The 13,673-nt window shown below is 44.7% G+C and carries 8 protein-coding genes; 5 read left to right on the top strand and 3 right to left on the bottom strand.

Annotation, left to right across the window (positions count from 1 at the left end; genetic code table 11):
- Positions 1-27 precede the first annotated feature (27 nt).
- Positions 28-1,818 (top strand): NADH-dependent [FeFe] hydrogenase, group A6, encoded by a 1,791-nt coding sequence (locus tag ACPYIV_RS05980; protein ID WP_293734544.1) that lies wholly within the window; start codon positions 28-30, stop codon positions 1,816-1,818.
- 12 nt (positions 1,819-1,830) lie between these two features.
- Positions 1,831-2,319, top strand: coding sequence for a complex I 24 kDa subunit family protein (locus ACPYIV_RS05975; RefSeq protein ID WP_293734545.1), 489 nt, complete (start codon positions 1,831-1,833; stop codon positions 2,317-2,319).
- A gap of 83 nt (positions 2,320-2,402) precedes the next feature.
- Here ACPYIV_RS05975 and aldA read toward each other — a convergent pair whose 3' ends face one another.
- The 3 genes from aldA to gyrA all read right to left on the bottom strand — a co-directional run bounded on the left by aldA (position 2,403) and on the right by gyrA (position 8,258).
- Positions 2,403-3,839 (bottom strand): aldehyde dehydrogenase, encoded by a 1,437-nt coding sequence (aldA, locus tag ACPYIV_RS05970; protein ID WP_293734546.1) that lies wholly within the window; start codon positions 3,837-3,839, stop codon positions 2,403-2,405.
- Positions 3,840-4,383: 544 nt separating this feature from the next.
- A complete protein-coding gene (locus tag ACPYIV_RS05965) occupies positions 4,384-5,610 on the bottom strand; it encodes a tetratricopeptide repeat protein (protein WP_299359728.1) in 1,227 nt (408 codons plus the stop codon).
- 41 nt (positions 5,611-5,651) lie between these two features.
- Positions 5,652-8,258: a DNA gyrase subunit A gene (gene gyrA / locus ACPYIV_RS05960; protein WP_425886122.1), complete on the bottom strand. Its 2,607-nt coding sequence runs from the start codon at positions 8,256-8,258 to the stop codon at positions 5,652-5,654.
- Between the two features lie 371 nt (positions 8,259-8,629).
- On the opposite strand from gyrA, the gene ACPYIV_RS05955 reads away from it, so the two are divergent.
- The 3 genes from ACPYIV_RS05955 (at position 8,630) to ACPYIV_RS05945 (ending at position 13,669) form a co-directional block, all read left to right on the top strand.
- Complete coding sequence (locus ACPYIV_RS05955) at positions 8,630-11,218, top strand: ATP-dependent Clp protease ATP-binding subunit (protein WP_293733757.1); 2,589 nt, start codon at positions 8,630-8,632, stop codon at positions 11,216-11,218.
- 115 nt (positions 11,219-11,333) lie between these two features.
- Positions 11,334-12,251, top strand: coding sequence for an ABC transporter substrate-binding protein (locus ACPYIV_RS05950; RefSeq protein ID WP_425886119.1), 918 nt, complete (start codon positions 11,334-11,336; stop codon positions 12,249-12,251).
- Between the two features lie 8 nt (positions 12,252-12,259).
- Entirely contained in the window at positions 12,260-13,669 is a 1,410-nt protein-coding gene (locus ACPYIV_RS05945; RefSeq protein ID WP_425886117.1) for an ATP-binding cassette domain-containing protein, read from the top strand.
- The last annotated feature ends 4 nt before the right edge of the window (positions 13,670-13,673 follow it).

Genomic DNA, 13,673 nt, shown 5'->3' with positions numbered 1-13,673 from the left:
TATCGAACAGACAAAGGACAAATTAAAATGGAAACAGTAAAACTTATTATAGATAGAAGACCTGTGGAAGTCCCCAAAGGAACCACGATCCTGGATGCCGCAAAAGGGATGGGTATCCGCATTCCGACTCTTTGCTACATGAAGTTGGAGGATTTGAACTATGAAAACAATCCGGGTGCTTGCCGTATCTGTGTGGTCGAGATAGAAGGCCGCCGCAATCTGGCTCCTTCCTGCAAAACGGAGTGTACCGAAGGGATGGTCGTGCAGACACACAGCCCGCGTGTGATGAATGCCCGGAAAACCGTGATGGAGTTGATTCTTTCCAACCATCCGGCAGAATGCCTGACTTGCAGTAGCAACGGTCATTGCGAATTACAGGCGATCGCCCATGACCTGGGAATACGCGAGATTCGCTATAAGGGCGAGATGTCTACGTTCCAGATAGACCGTTCGCCGTCTATCGTGCGCAATATGAATAAGTGTATCATGTGCCGCCGCTGTGAAACCATGTGTAATAATATCCAAACTGTCGGAGCTTTGACAGCTGTCAACCGAGGCTTTAACGCTGCCGTGTCTACGGCTTTCGAGCGGGATATCGCCGGTAGTACTTGCTCTTATTGCGGACAGTGCGTATCGGTTTGCCCGGTAAATGCGTTGAGCGGGCGGAATACGCAACAGCCCGTATTGGATGCGTTGGCCGATCCGGACAAGATCGTGATAGCCCAGACGGCCCCGGCTGTCCGCACGGCTTTAGGGCGCGACTTCGGATGTGAACCCGGAACGCTGGTGACAGGAAAGATGGTTTCCGCCCTCCGTCAATTGGGCTTCGATTATGTTTTCGATACGGATTTCGCCGCCGACCTGACCATTATGGAAGAGGGTACGGAACTGCTACAGCGGATCGAAAAATACCTAAAGGGTGACAAGGAAGTGAAAATGCCGTTGATGACGAGTTGCTGCCCGGGTTGGGTCAGCTTTGTCGAACAGCATTTCCCTGAATTATTAAACAACCTGTCTACGGCTAAGAGCCCGCAGCAGATGTTCGGGGCAATTGCCAAAAGCTATTTTGCCGAAAGGCTGGGAGTGGACCGGAAGCGGATCGTCGTCGTGTCTATCATGCCTTGCCTGGCAAAGAAGTATGAAGCAAGCCGCCCGGAATTTACGGTCGATGGTAATCCGGATGTCGATATTTCGATCTACACACGCGAGTTGGCTCGCTTGATACGATATGCGAACATAAACTTCACGGAACTGCCGGATAGTGATTTTGATCGTCCGTTAGGCGAATCGACAGGAGCCGGCGTCATCTTCGGAACAACCGGAGGCGTGATAGAAGCTGCCTGTCGTACGGCTTACGAACTATACACGAAAAAGCCTCTTCCCAAGATCGATTTCGAAGAACTCCGCGGATTGGAAGGCATTCGCAGTGCGACAATAGATTTCGACGGAACCCCGATAAGAATAGGGATCGCCCACGGTTTGGGCAATGCCCGCAAACTGGTTGAAGAAGTTAAAAGCGGCACATCGCCCTATCATGCTATCGAAATTATGGCATGTCCGGGTGGTTGTATAGGTGGTGGCGGCCAACCGTTCCATAGGGGTAGGATGGAGGTACTGCGCAAGCGTGCGGAGGCTCTCTATCAGGAAGATCGCAATAAGACGCTTCGCAAGAGCCATGAAAATCCTTACATCCAGGCTCTTTATGCCAACTATTTGGGAGAACCGTGCGGACCGCGTGCCCATAAGCTGTTACATACGCACTATTTCGACCGGAAAGAAGCCATTAATATGTTTACGCAAGAAAATCAGGAGGGATAAACGATGGATAAGATGAAGATACATTTGATTCAGATAAAGATCAATGAATTGTTGGCTATATGTGATGAACATAATAACGATCCGGGAGAGCTGATCAATATATTGCATGCCGCCCAGGGGATATTCGGCTATCTTCCGCGCGAAGTGCAGGAGATTATTGCCGGCCGGTTGCATATACCGGTTTCCAGGGTATACGGGGTTGTCACGTTCTATTCGTTCTTTACCATGACTCCGAAGGGGAAATATCCTATTTCCGTCTGTCTGGGGACGGCTTGTTATGTACGTGGAGCCGAGAAAGTATTGGATGAGTTCCAACGCCAGTTAGAGATCAAAGTAGGAGAGACTACTCCTGACGGCCTGTTCTCATTGGATTGCCTGCGCTGCGTAGGTGCTTGCGGGCTTGCTCCGGTTGTTACGATTGCCGGAAAGGTTTACGGGCGCCTGACTCCTGAGAAAGTGCGGGATATCCTATCCGAATACTACTTATTGGAGCAGGTATAAGTTATTTATCTTTTGTAAGGCTGTCTGAAAAGTCACTATCCAGTCATGGAGGAGCTTGATTTGTCAGACAGCCTCAATTTTCATTATTCCTTTGTCTCTATATAAACGACATGTGTCTGTAAATATTCTTCAAGGCCATGTTTCCCATCAGCGCCGCCGATTCCTGATTTACGCCAGCCGGCATGGAAACCTTGCATAGCCTCAAAATTTTCACGGTTGATGTATGTTTCGCCAAACTTCAGAGAACGCATGATCTTGAATGCATGATCCAGGTTTTGCGTATATACGGAAGAGGTTAATCCATACTCGCAATCATTAGCCCATGCAATCGCATCGTTAATATCCGTATATTCGACAACGGGCAGGATAGGACCGAAGGTCTCTTCGCGTACGATATCCATTTCTTGTGTGGCACAATCCAGTACTGTCGGTTCGAAGAAATATCCTTTTGTCCCGATCCGGTGGCCGCCACACAGTAATTTAGCTCCCTGTTGAACTGCCTTTTCAACTTTTTGCTCCATAGCAGCCAGAGCATTTGCTTCGATCAGCGGCCCCATATCCAAGTCTGCAATCTCGTTTGGATTACCGACTTTTACCTGTTTCATACCGGCCACCAGTTTTTCCATAAAGACTTCTTTGATCTTTTTATCTACATAGACTCGTTCCGCACAGTTACAGACTTGTCCTGTATTGATAACACGTGAAGCAATAATCGACTTCACCGCCAAATCGATATCCGCGTCTTCCATCACGATTGCAGGTGCTTTTCCACCTAATTCCAAAGAAACTTTCGTGATATTGGGAGCAGCAGCAGCCATTGTCTGTTGTCCGGCACTCACACTTCCGGTAAGACTGACCATACCTACTTTCGGATTTGCAGCCAGTTCATGGCCAATCACTGAGCCACGCCCGTTCACTAAGTTGAAAACTCCGGCCGGCAAACCGGCTTCCTCCACAATTTGTGCGAAAACGTATGCATTTTCAGGGGTGAGCTGACTCGGTTTTACTACGATCGTATTACCGGTAATCAAAGCAGGAGCCGCCTTACGCGCAACCAGGAAGAACGGGAAATTCCAGGGAAGAATACCGGTCGTTACGCCAATTGCTTTCTTGAACAGGAATATACTTTCCCGCGGTCGGTCGCTGGGGATAATTTCTCCTTCATACCGGCGAGCCCATCCGGCCATATAATCGATATAATCGGCTGTGAAAAGTACTTCTACATTAGCCAGACCTTGCGTCTTTCCACCTTCACGAACAATTATATCAGTAAGTTCTTTTTCTCTTTTGCGGATACCTGCTGCAATCTTAGTCAGATAAGCGGCTCTCTCTATAGAAGGTGTTCTTTCCCATTGATCCTGGGCTTTTTCTGCTGCATCGATCGCTCTTTTAGCATCTTCGACCGTACCGTCCGGCATTAGCGAGATAACTTCTTCAGTAGAAGGATTTAATACCTTAATCCATTTTCCAGATTCGTTTTCTATGAATCTGCCATCAATAAACATTTTCAATTCCTTCATGGTAATATCTTTTTAGGTTGAAATTCGATTTTAAAAGTACAAGAAAGAAAAGAGGATCATGTTTTAAAAATGATATTAGTTATTTCATAAATGATATATTTCTGTAATACAGGGTTATATGACTCACAATCCATATCTAAGCTTACCAAAGAGAATTTTTTTTCATTATTCATGAACCAAACCGGTTTGTATGCTGTTATATGATAAAATGAATTAGGAATTGCATCCAAAGAAATTCCTAACATGATTAAGTTAGTAGTATTTGTTTTTTCATATAAGTAGAGTTTGTTATTTGTTTGGTCCGTATGTAACTGTGAAGTTGGATACGGGCTTTTTTTATTCCTTATATAACCAATCCCATGCTCTATATGTTTACTTGAGATAATTACGATTATGTTTAATAAGATTATTGGACTTCTGTTGAAACCTCCCACATCAGAACAAACTGGCTAATTATATTACTAACACAAGGTGTTATTTATTAAAATAAAAAAGGAGCCCTCCGATTGAGGAACTCCTTTTTCCCATAAATCTATTGGATCTATTATTTATTCATTTCAGCTTCGATAGCTTCCAATTCCGGACCCATGTTTAAGTTGTAATATATACCTCTTAAAGCAATCATGTTGTCCATTTTTTCCGGTTCAGCTTCATGAGCTTTCTTATAATATGGCAGAGCTTGTTTAAAGAGCTCTTTTGCATGGCCCAGTTCTTCCTGATATTTCTTACTATCGTTGATCATATTAGCTTCGCTCAGTTTGTTTACACCCTGATTGTAGTAGATACGACCAATATTAGATAATGCATCTGTCAGATCAGGGTCTTTCTCCAAAGCAATCTTGAAATACTTTTCTGCATTAACATTGTCTTTCAATCCTGTTTCATAAACACGTCCCATTACATTGTAAAGGTTTGCATCGTTCGGACTCTTCTGTATAGCAATATTCAATAATTCCAACGCTTTTTCATTTCTATTGGAATAGATATAAATATTGATCAAGTTATTTAAATAGAAAGATGAATCCGGGAAAACTTGAAGACCTTCTTCCAGTGTCTTTTCCAGCATTAAAGAATCTTCAGGAGTTCTTGCCTCTCCATATTCGTAACAAAGATATTGGTAAACATCATTTTGACGATAAGGAGTTTTTTTAGCACGTTCCAAAGCGGCAATAGCCAATTTAGAATCTTTAGCCAAAGAAGCAGCAGCTGCTGCATAGAACTGGACAGTCATGAATGTAGAATCTTTTTCAGCAGTCTGAGTTCCTTCAAACATCGGCAGTTCAGAAATTTCCACATACTGATTGAAGAAATCATACGCTTTTTTATATTCTTGTTTATCAAAGTAATATGCACCGCCATTGAAAAGATATACATGATTAGCACCCAGGATGCTCTTGATATCTTTTGTGTATTTAGGCTTTACTTTACCTTTTTCGTTAGGCAACTGATCCAGTTCGTAGGCTTTCTGGAAATAAGGTAAAATACCATACAAAGCTTCATACATAACCGGCTCGTTCGGCTGCTGTCCCAGAATCTGTTTTGCTCTTTCAGCGTTAAACTGTTGATCTTCAATAAAACCTGCTACATACCAAGTTTTAGCGTCATCTTTAGTTTCAGGATTTTCCAATGCACCTTTAATCAAGGTTCTGGCTTCTCCGAAGTCTGCGTTACTGCCTTTAGCAATACTCTGTGCCTCGTTCACAGCTTTTTTCTGTGCGAAAGAGGCAGATGCTGCAACACATAGTGCAACTGTTAATAATACTCGTTTCATTTGTGATAGTGATTTGAGATTAATATTTCTATTTGTTTAAATTATTCCTCAGTTGTTTCTTCTGTATCGTCCACATTTTCATTGCTTTCGACATCATTAGAGACATCCTCGAAATCGGTATTCTCTATTGGATGTTCATGAATGGCTACATCTTCTAAAGCTTCAAGCTGAGCCTTTTCTTCGGCTATTTCTTCTTCAGTCTGTGACAGCACTTTACATACAGAGGCGATTTCGTCATTACGTTTCCCCAAATTAATCAGGCGTACCCCTTGCGTTGCACGTCCGATAACATTCAGATCAGATACCTTCATACGGATTGCGATACCGGATTTATTAATGATCATGATATCGTTTTCTTCCGTAACATTCTTGATGGCAACCAGCTTACCGGTCTTCTCCGTAATGTTGATGGTTTTGACACCTTTACCTCCACGGTTCGTAATACGATAATCATCTATATTAGAACGTTTACCGTAACCTTGTTCAGACACAACCAGTACTGTTTCTTTTTCTTTATCCTTTATGCAAACCATACCAATCACTTCGTCGTTTGAGTCGTCAAGTGACATGCCTCTGACACCAGAAGCTGTACGACCCATAACACGCACTGCATTTTCATGGAAACGGATAGCACGTCCGTTTCGGTTTGCAATCAGGACTTCATTATTGCCATTTGTCATACAAACTTCGATCAGACCGTCGTCTTCACGCAATGTGATGGCATTTACACCATTCTGGCGAGGACGGGAATATGCTTCCAGCAGCGTCTTCTTGATCACACCTTTCTTTGTACAGAATAACAGATAGTGAGAATTGATAAACTCTGTGTCCGTTGTCAGCTTCTTTACACGTATAAAGGCGTTTACCTTATCGTCCGGTTCGATGTTCAATAAATTCTGGATAGCTCTACCCTTCGAGTTCTTCGCTCCCTCCGGAATTTCGAATACTTTCAGCCAGTAGCATTTACCTTTTGCCGTAAAGATCAGCAAGGTGGCATGCATAGAAGCCGGATAGATATATTCCACAAAGTCTTCATCACGCGTTTCAGAACCTTTGGCCCCTACTCCGCCACGTCCCTGAGCACGGAATTCACGTAACGGCGTACGCTTGATATATCCCATGTGGGAAATGGTAATGATCATCTCATCATCCGCATAGAAGTCTTCAGGATTAAGCTCTTCGGAAGCATAAACGATATCTGTTTTACGTTCGTCTCCGTACTTGTCCTTGATTTCCTGCAACTCGTCTTTGATGACTTTCATACAAAGATCGTCATTTTCCAGAATTTCCTTCAAATATGCGATTAATTTTTCGATTTCTTCATACTCTGCACGAAGTTTATCCTGTTCCAGACCTGTTAACTGGCGAAGTCTCATTTCAACAATAGCACGGGCCTGTATATCCGATAGGGAAAAACGTTCCATCAACCGTTCGATGGCCTCAGCCGGATTCTTAGATGACTTGATAATTGCAATAACTTCATCGATATTATCGGAAGCAATAATCAGGCCTTCCAGGATATGGGCACGTTCTTCTGCTTTACGCAATTCGTATTTAGTACGACGGATCACAACCTCATGGCGATGATCTACGAAAGCCTTGATCAGGTCTTTCAGGTTAAGCTGGCGCGGGCGCCCGTTTACCAATGCGATATTATTGACACTGAAAGAAGACTGCAAAGCTGTCAGCTTATACAATTTATTCAGCACTACGCTTGAATTGGCATCTCTCTTGACATCCACAACGATACGCATACCGCTACGGTCCGACTCGTCGTTTACATTAGAAATACCTTCGATGCGCTTTTCGTTTACCAGATCTGCAATATATTTGATCAATTCCGCCTTATTAACAAGGTAAGGAATTTCAGTGATGATGATCTTCTCGTGATTGCCTTCCGTTTCGATTTCGGCTTTACCACGCAGGATGATACGTCCCCTACCTGTTTCAAAAGCATCTTTCACGCCGGCATATCCATAGATAGTTGCGCCAGTGGGAAAATCCGGGGCTTTGATATATTGCATTAAATCTGCCACTTCCATTTCTCCACGAGCATCGATGAAAGCCATACAGCCATCCAAAACTTCGCTCAGGTTATGTGTCGGCATGTTTGTCGCCATACCAACGGCAATACCGGAACCACCATTTACGAGCAAATTCGGAATACGAGTCGGCAATACAGTCGGCTCTTTCAGCGTATCGTCAAAGTTCAGCTGGAAATCAACCGTATCTTTGTCTATATCGCGAAGCATTTCCTCGGCAAGCTTGCTTAACCTTGCTTCCGTATAACGCATTGCGGCAGGACTGTCACCATCCACTGAACCGAAGTTTCCCTGTCCATCCACCAGCGTATAACGCATAGACCATGTCTGTGCCATACGAACCATTGCGAAATAGACGGACGAGTCGCCGTGTGGATGATATTTACCTAAAACTTCACCAACAATTCTCGCAGATTTTTTATAAGGTTTGTCGGATGTATTACCCAATTCATTCATTCCAAACAAAATACGACGATGAACCGGTTTAAAACCATCCCTAACATCCGGGAGAGCACGCGAAACTATGACAGACATTGAATAGTCAATGTATGCCGATTTCATTTCCTCCTCGATGTTAATCTTAATAATTCTGTCTTGATCAACCATTTAGTTTTATATTAATTACACTCAATATCTCACCTTTCAAAAAGTGCACTAAGGTAAGGCTTTTCTGTGTATCACGAAAACTTTTGACTCGAAATTTTAGAATTTACTTGTCAGGAGGCATCAGGTTTCAAACTATCAAAATGAAACTACCACCCCGTCTAAATCGGATTAGTAGCGTATGTAATCAGATTTACACTTGCGGGTAATATTTTTTAACGTTTCTTTATGACAGGACAAGCCCGGTTTTTGTAATAATATGACAAATCAGCTTTTGCTTGCATTATTTTCTTTTAAGGAATAATGGCATGGATTTTGTTAGGTATATAACGAGAGTTTATTACATTTGCATTATCACAGTACATCATTATAATATGAAAAATAACTATTCAAAGAGATTAATGGACGTTATAGAGTATAGCCGGGAAGAAGCTGCAAGGCTTCAGAACAGTTATATCGGACCGGAACACTTAATGCTTGGAATTATCCGTGACGGCGAAGGAAAGGCCGTGCAAACCCTGCGCGAACTGAACATCGACGAATGGGATATCAAGAGAAAGATCGAACAAGAAATTAAGAATACAATTGATGCCGAAGAGGCAGTCCAGCATGATATAGCCATCAGTAAAACAACCGAGCGTGTACTTCGTATGAGTATGCTTGAATCACGCTTATTCAAAAAAGAAGAAACCGGAACGGAACATTTGCTTCTGGCTATTCTGAAAGAAGAGTTTAACGTTGCGGCAAAAGTGTTGGGCGAAGTAGGCATAACGTATCGCAGTGTATATAATTACCTGGTAAGCGGTACGGGATTGAGACGTATGGAAGATTTTATAGGAGAAGAAGATATTGAACGCTTTGAAGAAATCAGCGACGGGTATACCGACGATGATGAAGACGATGACGATGATTTTTCTTCCCGCAGGGAATCCCCCCGCTCCTCTTCCGGAGCCGGTTCTGCACAGCCCAAATCACCGAACGACACGCCTGTATTGGATAACTTCGGTACGGATATGACGCGTGCGGCAGCTGAAAACCGTCTCGACCCGATTGTCGGACGCGAAAAAGAGATCGAACGCCTGGCGCAGATTCTGAGTCGCCGTAAGAAGAACAATCCTGTCCTGATCGGCGAACCGGGTGTCGGCAAATCGGCGATAGTGGAAGGTTTGGCATTGCGTATCATCCAGCGTAAAGTATCCCGTGTCTTGTTCGACAAACGGGTGATCAGCCTGGATATGGCTTCTATCGTGGCAGGCACCAAATACCGCGGCCAGTTTGAAGAACGTATTAAAGCGATTCTGAACGAACTGTCGAAGAACCCGAATATCATCTTGTTCATAGACGAGATTCATACGATCGTCGGTGCAGGTTCGGCTTCCGGTTCAATGGATGCCGCCAATATGCTGAAACCGGCCTTGGCTCGTGGTGAAATACAATGTATCGGTGCTACGACACTCGATGAATATCGTAAGAACATCGAGAAAGACGGTGCTTTGGAACGTCGTTTCCAGAAAGTGATCGTCGACCCGACAACGGCGGAAGAAACCTTGCAGATCCTGCAAAATATCAAAGCCCGTTACGAAGAGCATCATAATGTGATCTACACACCCGAGGCTCTGCAGGCTTGTGTCAAACTGACAGAACGTTATATCAGCGACCGCAACTTCCCGGATAAAGCAATCGATGCACTGGATGAAGCCGGTTCACGCGTACATATATCTAACATTACGGTTCCGAAGAGCATTGAAGAGCTGGAAGCCAAGATCGAGGCGACTAAAACAGAGAAACTCGCTGCCGTAAAGTCACAAAATTTCGAGTTGGCTGCCAGCTTCCGCGACAAGGAACGTCAGTATCTTTTGCAATTGGAAGCAGCTAAAGCCAAATGGGAACAGGAATTGCAGGAGCATCGTGAAACGGTAGACGAAGATAAGGTGGCAGAAGTTGTTGCCATGATGTCCGGTGTCCCCGTACAGCGTATCGCAAAAGCAGAAAACCTGAAACTGCTCGAAATGGCCGAGAACCTGAAAAAGAAAGTGGTCGGTCAGGATGATGCCGTTCAGAAAATTGTCAAAGCGATCCAACGTAACCGTGTCGGTCTGAAAGATCCGAACAAACCGATCGGAACATTCATGTTCTTAGGACCGACGGGGGTCGGTAAGACTCACCTGGCTAAGAAATTGGCAGAATACCTGTTTGATTCGGCCGACTCTCTGGTCCGTATCGACATGAGCGAGTACCTCGAAAAGTTTGCGGTGTCCCGCCTGATCGGTGCACCTCCGGGATATGTCGGTTATGAAGAAGGTGGTCAGTTGACTGAGAAGGTTCGTCGTAAACCCTACTCTGTCGTCCTGTTGGATGAGATCGAAAAAGCACATCCGGACGTGTTCAACCTGCTATTGCAGGTATTGGATGAAGGCCGCCTGACTGACAGTCTTGGCAGACGGATCGACTTTAAGAACACAATTCTGATCATGACTTCCAATATCGGTACACGCCAGTTGAAAGACTTCGGCCGTGGTGTTGGTTTCAGTTCACAGGCTGCCGGCGAACCGGATAAGGACTTCTCGCGCAGCGTTATCCAGAAAGCTCTGAATAAGGCATTCGCTCCGGAATTCCTGAACCGTGTAGACGATATCATCATGTTCGACCAGTTGGATAAAGAATCGATCCACAAGATCATCGATATCGAGTTGCAAGGCCTTTACAAACGCGTGGCAAGTCTGGGCTATTCATTGGAACTGACAGATGCCGCCAAAGACTTTGTGGCGACCAAAGGATATGATGTGCAGTTCGGAGCCCGTCCGCTGAAACGTGCCATTCAGAAATACTTAGAAGACGAAATGGCAGAAATGATTATCCGTGCGTCTGTCGGAGAAGGAGATACGATTGTTGTCGATTTCGATAAGGACAAACAGGAGATTGTGACGAATGTAAAGAAAAGCGAATCGGCCATCGAGTCTTGATTTTCTTTAATATAATTAGGAATGCCGTTGTGGTTTTATATCACAGCGGCATTTTTTTATGTGATTTGCCATAAATCGCAAGTTTTTCCGTAAGTTTGCCTAAACTTTTTATGCTATGACATTCTTCAGATGCCTTTGCTTGCTACTTATTTTATGCTGCTGCAATAGTAAACCGAAAACAGACATGGAAACGATACATGTATTTGTTTTGCGTGGCCCTTCCGCTATTGCCTTTGCACAATGGATGACTGAAACGCCCGTTATCGATGGCAAACCATTATCCGTTCGAATAATCGATTCACCCGACTTGATGCAGGCCGCTTTGATAAAGGGCGAGGCGGATATAGCCGTTCTGCCGATGATCAGTGCGGCCAATCTGTATAATAAAGGCATTCAGTATCATTTGGCCGGTTGCCCCATATGGGGAACACTTTATCTGGCGGGCAGAAGCGATCAGGATGTATCCGGTGAAAGCGGCAAACCGGTTTTACATATCTTCGGAGGCGGGACGACACCGGACATTCTTACCCGTCACTATCTCAAGCAACATAAGTTAGACTACGCTCTGAATTATTCCTTCACGACTGCACGGGAAATAATGCAGGGATTATTGGCCGGGAAAGTCGACAATGCCGTTCTGGGAGAGCCGTTTCTGAGTATAGCGTTAAGGAAAGACAGCACGTTAAAAATATTGGCAGACTTGAACAGGCCCGATTCAACCTCTTTGGGATTTGCACAGACTGCCATACTTTATGCGCCTGCCTTGAAAAAGCATCAAAAAACGATAGACAGTCTTTTAAGTGTCTCTTGCCGCTTTGCTGTGGAACAGCCGGAACAGGCTATCCGTATATTAGAAAACGAAGATGTATTTGCTTCCGGCATGTTGACTCCCGAAAGTATCGGACGTTGCAAGATCGATTATAAAACAGCCTCCGAAGCCCGGGAGAATATACTCCGTTTCCTGCAACTGATCGGACAATATGAGCCCAAAGCATTGGGAGGAAAGATGCCGGACGGGAATTTCTATAAATAATCCGGAAAATGAAGAAAAGTATCCTTACAATCCTGTCGATAACAATTCTCTTACTGGCCTGGCAACTATTCGCCATGCTGGTTCGTTTACCGGATCTGATACCGTCTGTTCCTCGCCTGCTGAGTACGCTTGCTGCACTTTTTACATCCGGTTCTTTCTACCGGTCAGTCGCAGCAACAGTGTTGCGTGGAGCGGCTGGGATGTCGATCTCGTTAACAGCAGCAATGGGAACCGCTTTCCTGTTCAACAAAAGCGAATGGACATACGAGCTCTTCCGTCCGCTATTGGCAATCCTGCGTTCCATCCCGGTCATTTCCTTTATACTCTTAGCTCTGATCTTTCTGAATGCAGAAAGTATTCCCCTGATAATCGCTTTTCTGACCATGTTCCCGCTCCTTACGGAAAACCTGACGAGAGGATTACGGAGCCGGCGGAAAGAACTTTCAATCATGGCTCACCAATTCAAGATCGGACGGTGGAACAGGCTGGCACAAGTGATCTATCCCCAACTGAAGCCATTCCTGTACAGCGGCCTTGCATCCGCTTTGGGTTTTGGCTGGCGTGCCATTATCATGGGTGAAGTATTGGCACAATGCACGCCCGGTATCGGTGGAGAGATGAAACAGGCGCAAGTTTTTATAAATGTTCCCGAATTGATTGCCTGGACCATTATCGCGATCTTGATCAGTTATCTTTTTGATAAAGGAATCAGCCGGCTGGGGAAACAACAATTTCCTATACATTATAATAAGCATGCTTCCGAGCTGCCGGCGGCAGAGGAAAACTGCGATATCCGGATCCAGGATCTTTCATACCGGTATGGTCCGGAAACAGTCATATCCCATCTCAGCTATACATTCGGACAAGGATTCATATATGGCATAACAGCCCCGTCGGGAACCGGCAAAACGACATTGCTGAACCTGATTGGAAACATTCTGCAACCGGCACAAGGAGTAATAAAAATGAACTGTAAACCCGGAATCCCTTATGTGTTCCAGGAACCCTGTTTACTTAACCAACTGACAATTGCTGAAAACATCGCCTTGCCCCTGGCTGGCTGGCTGACGAAAGAGATGGCTCTTGAACAGGCGATTTCCGTATTACGGGAAATGGAATTGGCAGACTTTGCAAACCGTTTCCCGAATGAACTGAGCTTCGGGCAACAACAACGCGTTGCGATTGCACGCGCCCTGGCTTACCCTTCCCCACTCCTGCTGATGGACGAACCTTTTAAAGGCATGGACGAAGCTCTGAGCCGCCGGATTATCGAATGTATTCGTGAACAGCAAGCTGAAAGTAGACAGACCATTCTCTTCACCTCCCATAATCCGGAAGAACTGCGCTTATTTGCAGATAAGCCAGTCCGGTTGGAGCAAAATAAAGGTCAAACCATTATCTTTGCAACTCAAATATAAAGAA

Origin of the sequence: Parabacteroides vesiculifaciens (assembly GCF_049860805.1) — a bacterium.
GTDB lineage: Bacteria > Bacteroidota > Bacteroidia > Bacteroidales > Tannerellaceae > Parabacteroides.
The sequence above is the reverse complement of the archived record's forward strand: the minus strand, read 5'-3'. Positions and strand labels throughout refer to the sequence as shown.

What these genes read in the sequence shown, in the direction of transcription:
- ACPYIV_RS05980 (WP_293734544.1), top strand. Translation starts at nt 28, where the DNA reads ATGGAAACAGTAAAACTTATTATAGATAGAAGACCTGTGGAAGTCCCC.
- ACPYIV_RS05975 (WP_293734545.1), top strand. Translation starts at nt 1,831, where the DNA reads ATGAAGATACATTTGATTCAGATAAAGATCAATGAATTGTTGGCTATA.
- aldA (WP_293734546.1), bottom strand. Translation starts at nt 3,839, where the DNA reads ATGAAGGAATTGAAAATGTTTATTGATGGCAGATTCATAGAAAACGAA.
- ACPYIV_RS05965 (WP_299359728.1), bottom strand. Translation starts at nt 5,610, where the DNA reads ATGAAACGAGTATTATTAACAGTTGCACTATGTGTTGCAGCATCTGCC.
- gyrA (WP_425886122.1), bottom strand. Translation starts at nt 8,258, where the DNA reads ATGGTTGATCAAGACAGAATTATTAAGATTAACATCGAGGAGGAAATG.
- ACPYIV_RS05955 (WP_293733757.1), top strand. Translation starts at nt 8,630, where the DNA reads ATGAAAAATAACTATTCAAAGAGATTAATGGACGTTATAGAGTATAGC.
- ACPYIV_RS05950 (WP_425886119.1), top strand. Translation starts at nt 11,334, where the DNA reads ATGACATTCTTCAGATGCCTTTGCTTGCTACTTATTTTATGCTGCTGC.
- ACPYIV_RS05945 (WP_425886117.1), top strand. Translation starts at nt 12,260, where the DNA reads ATGAAGAAAAGTATCCTTACAATCCTGTCGATAACAATTCTCTTACTG.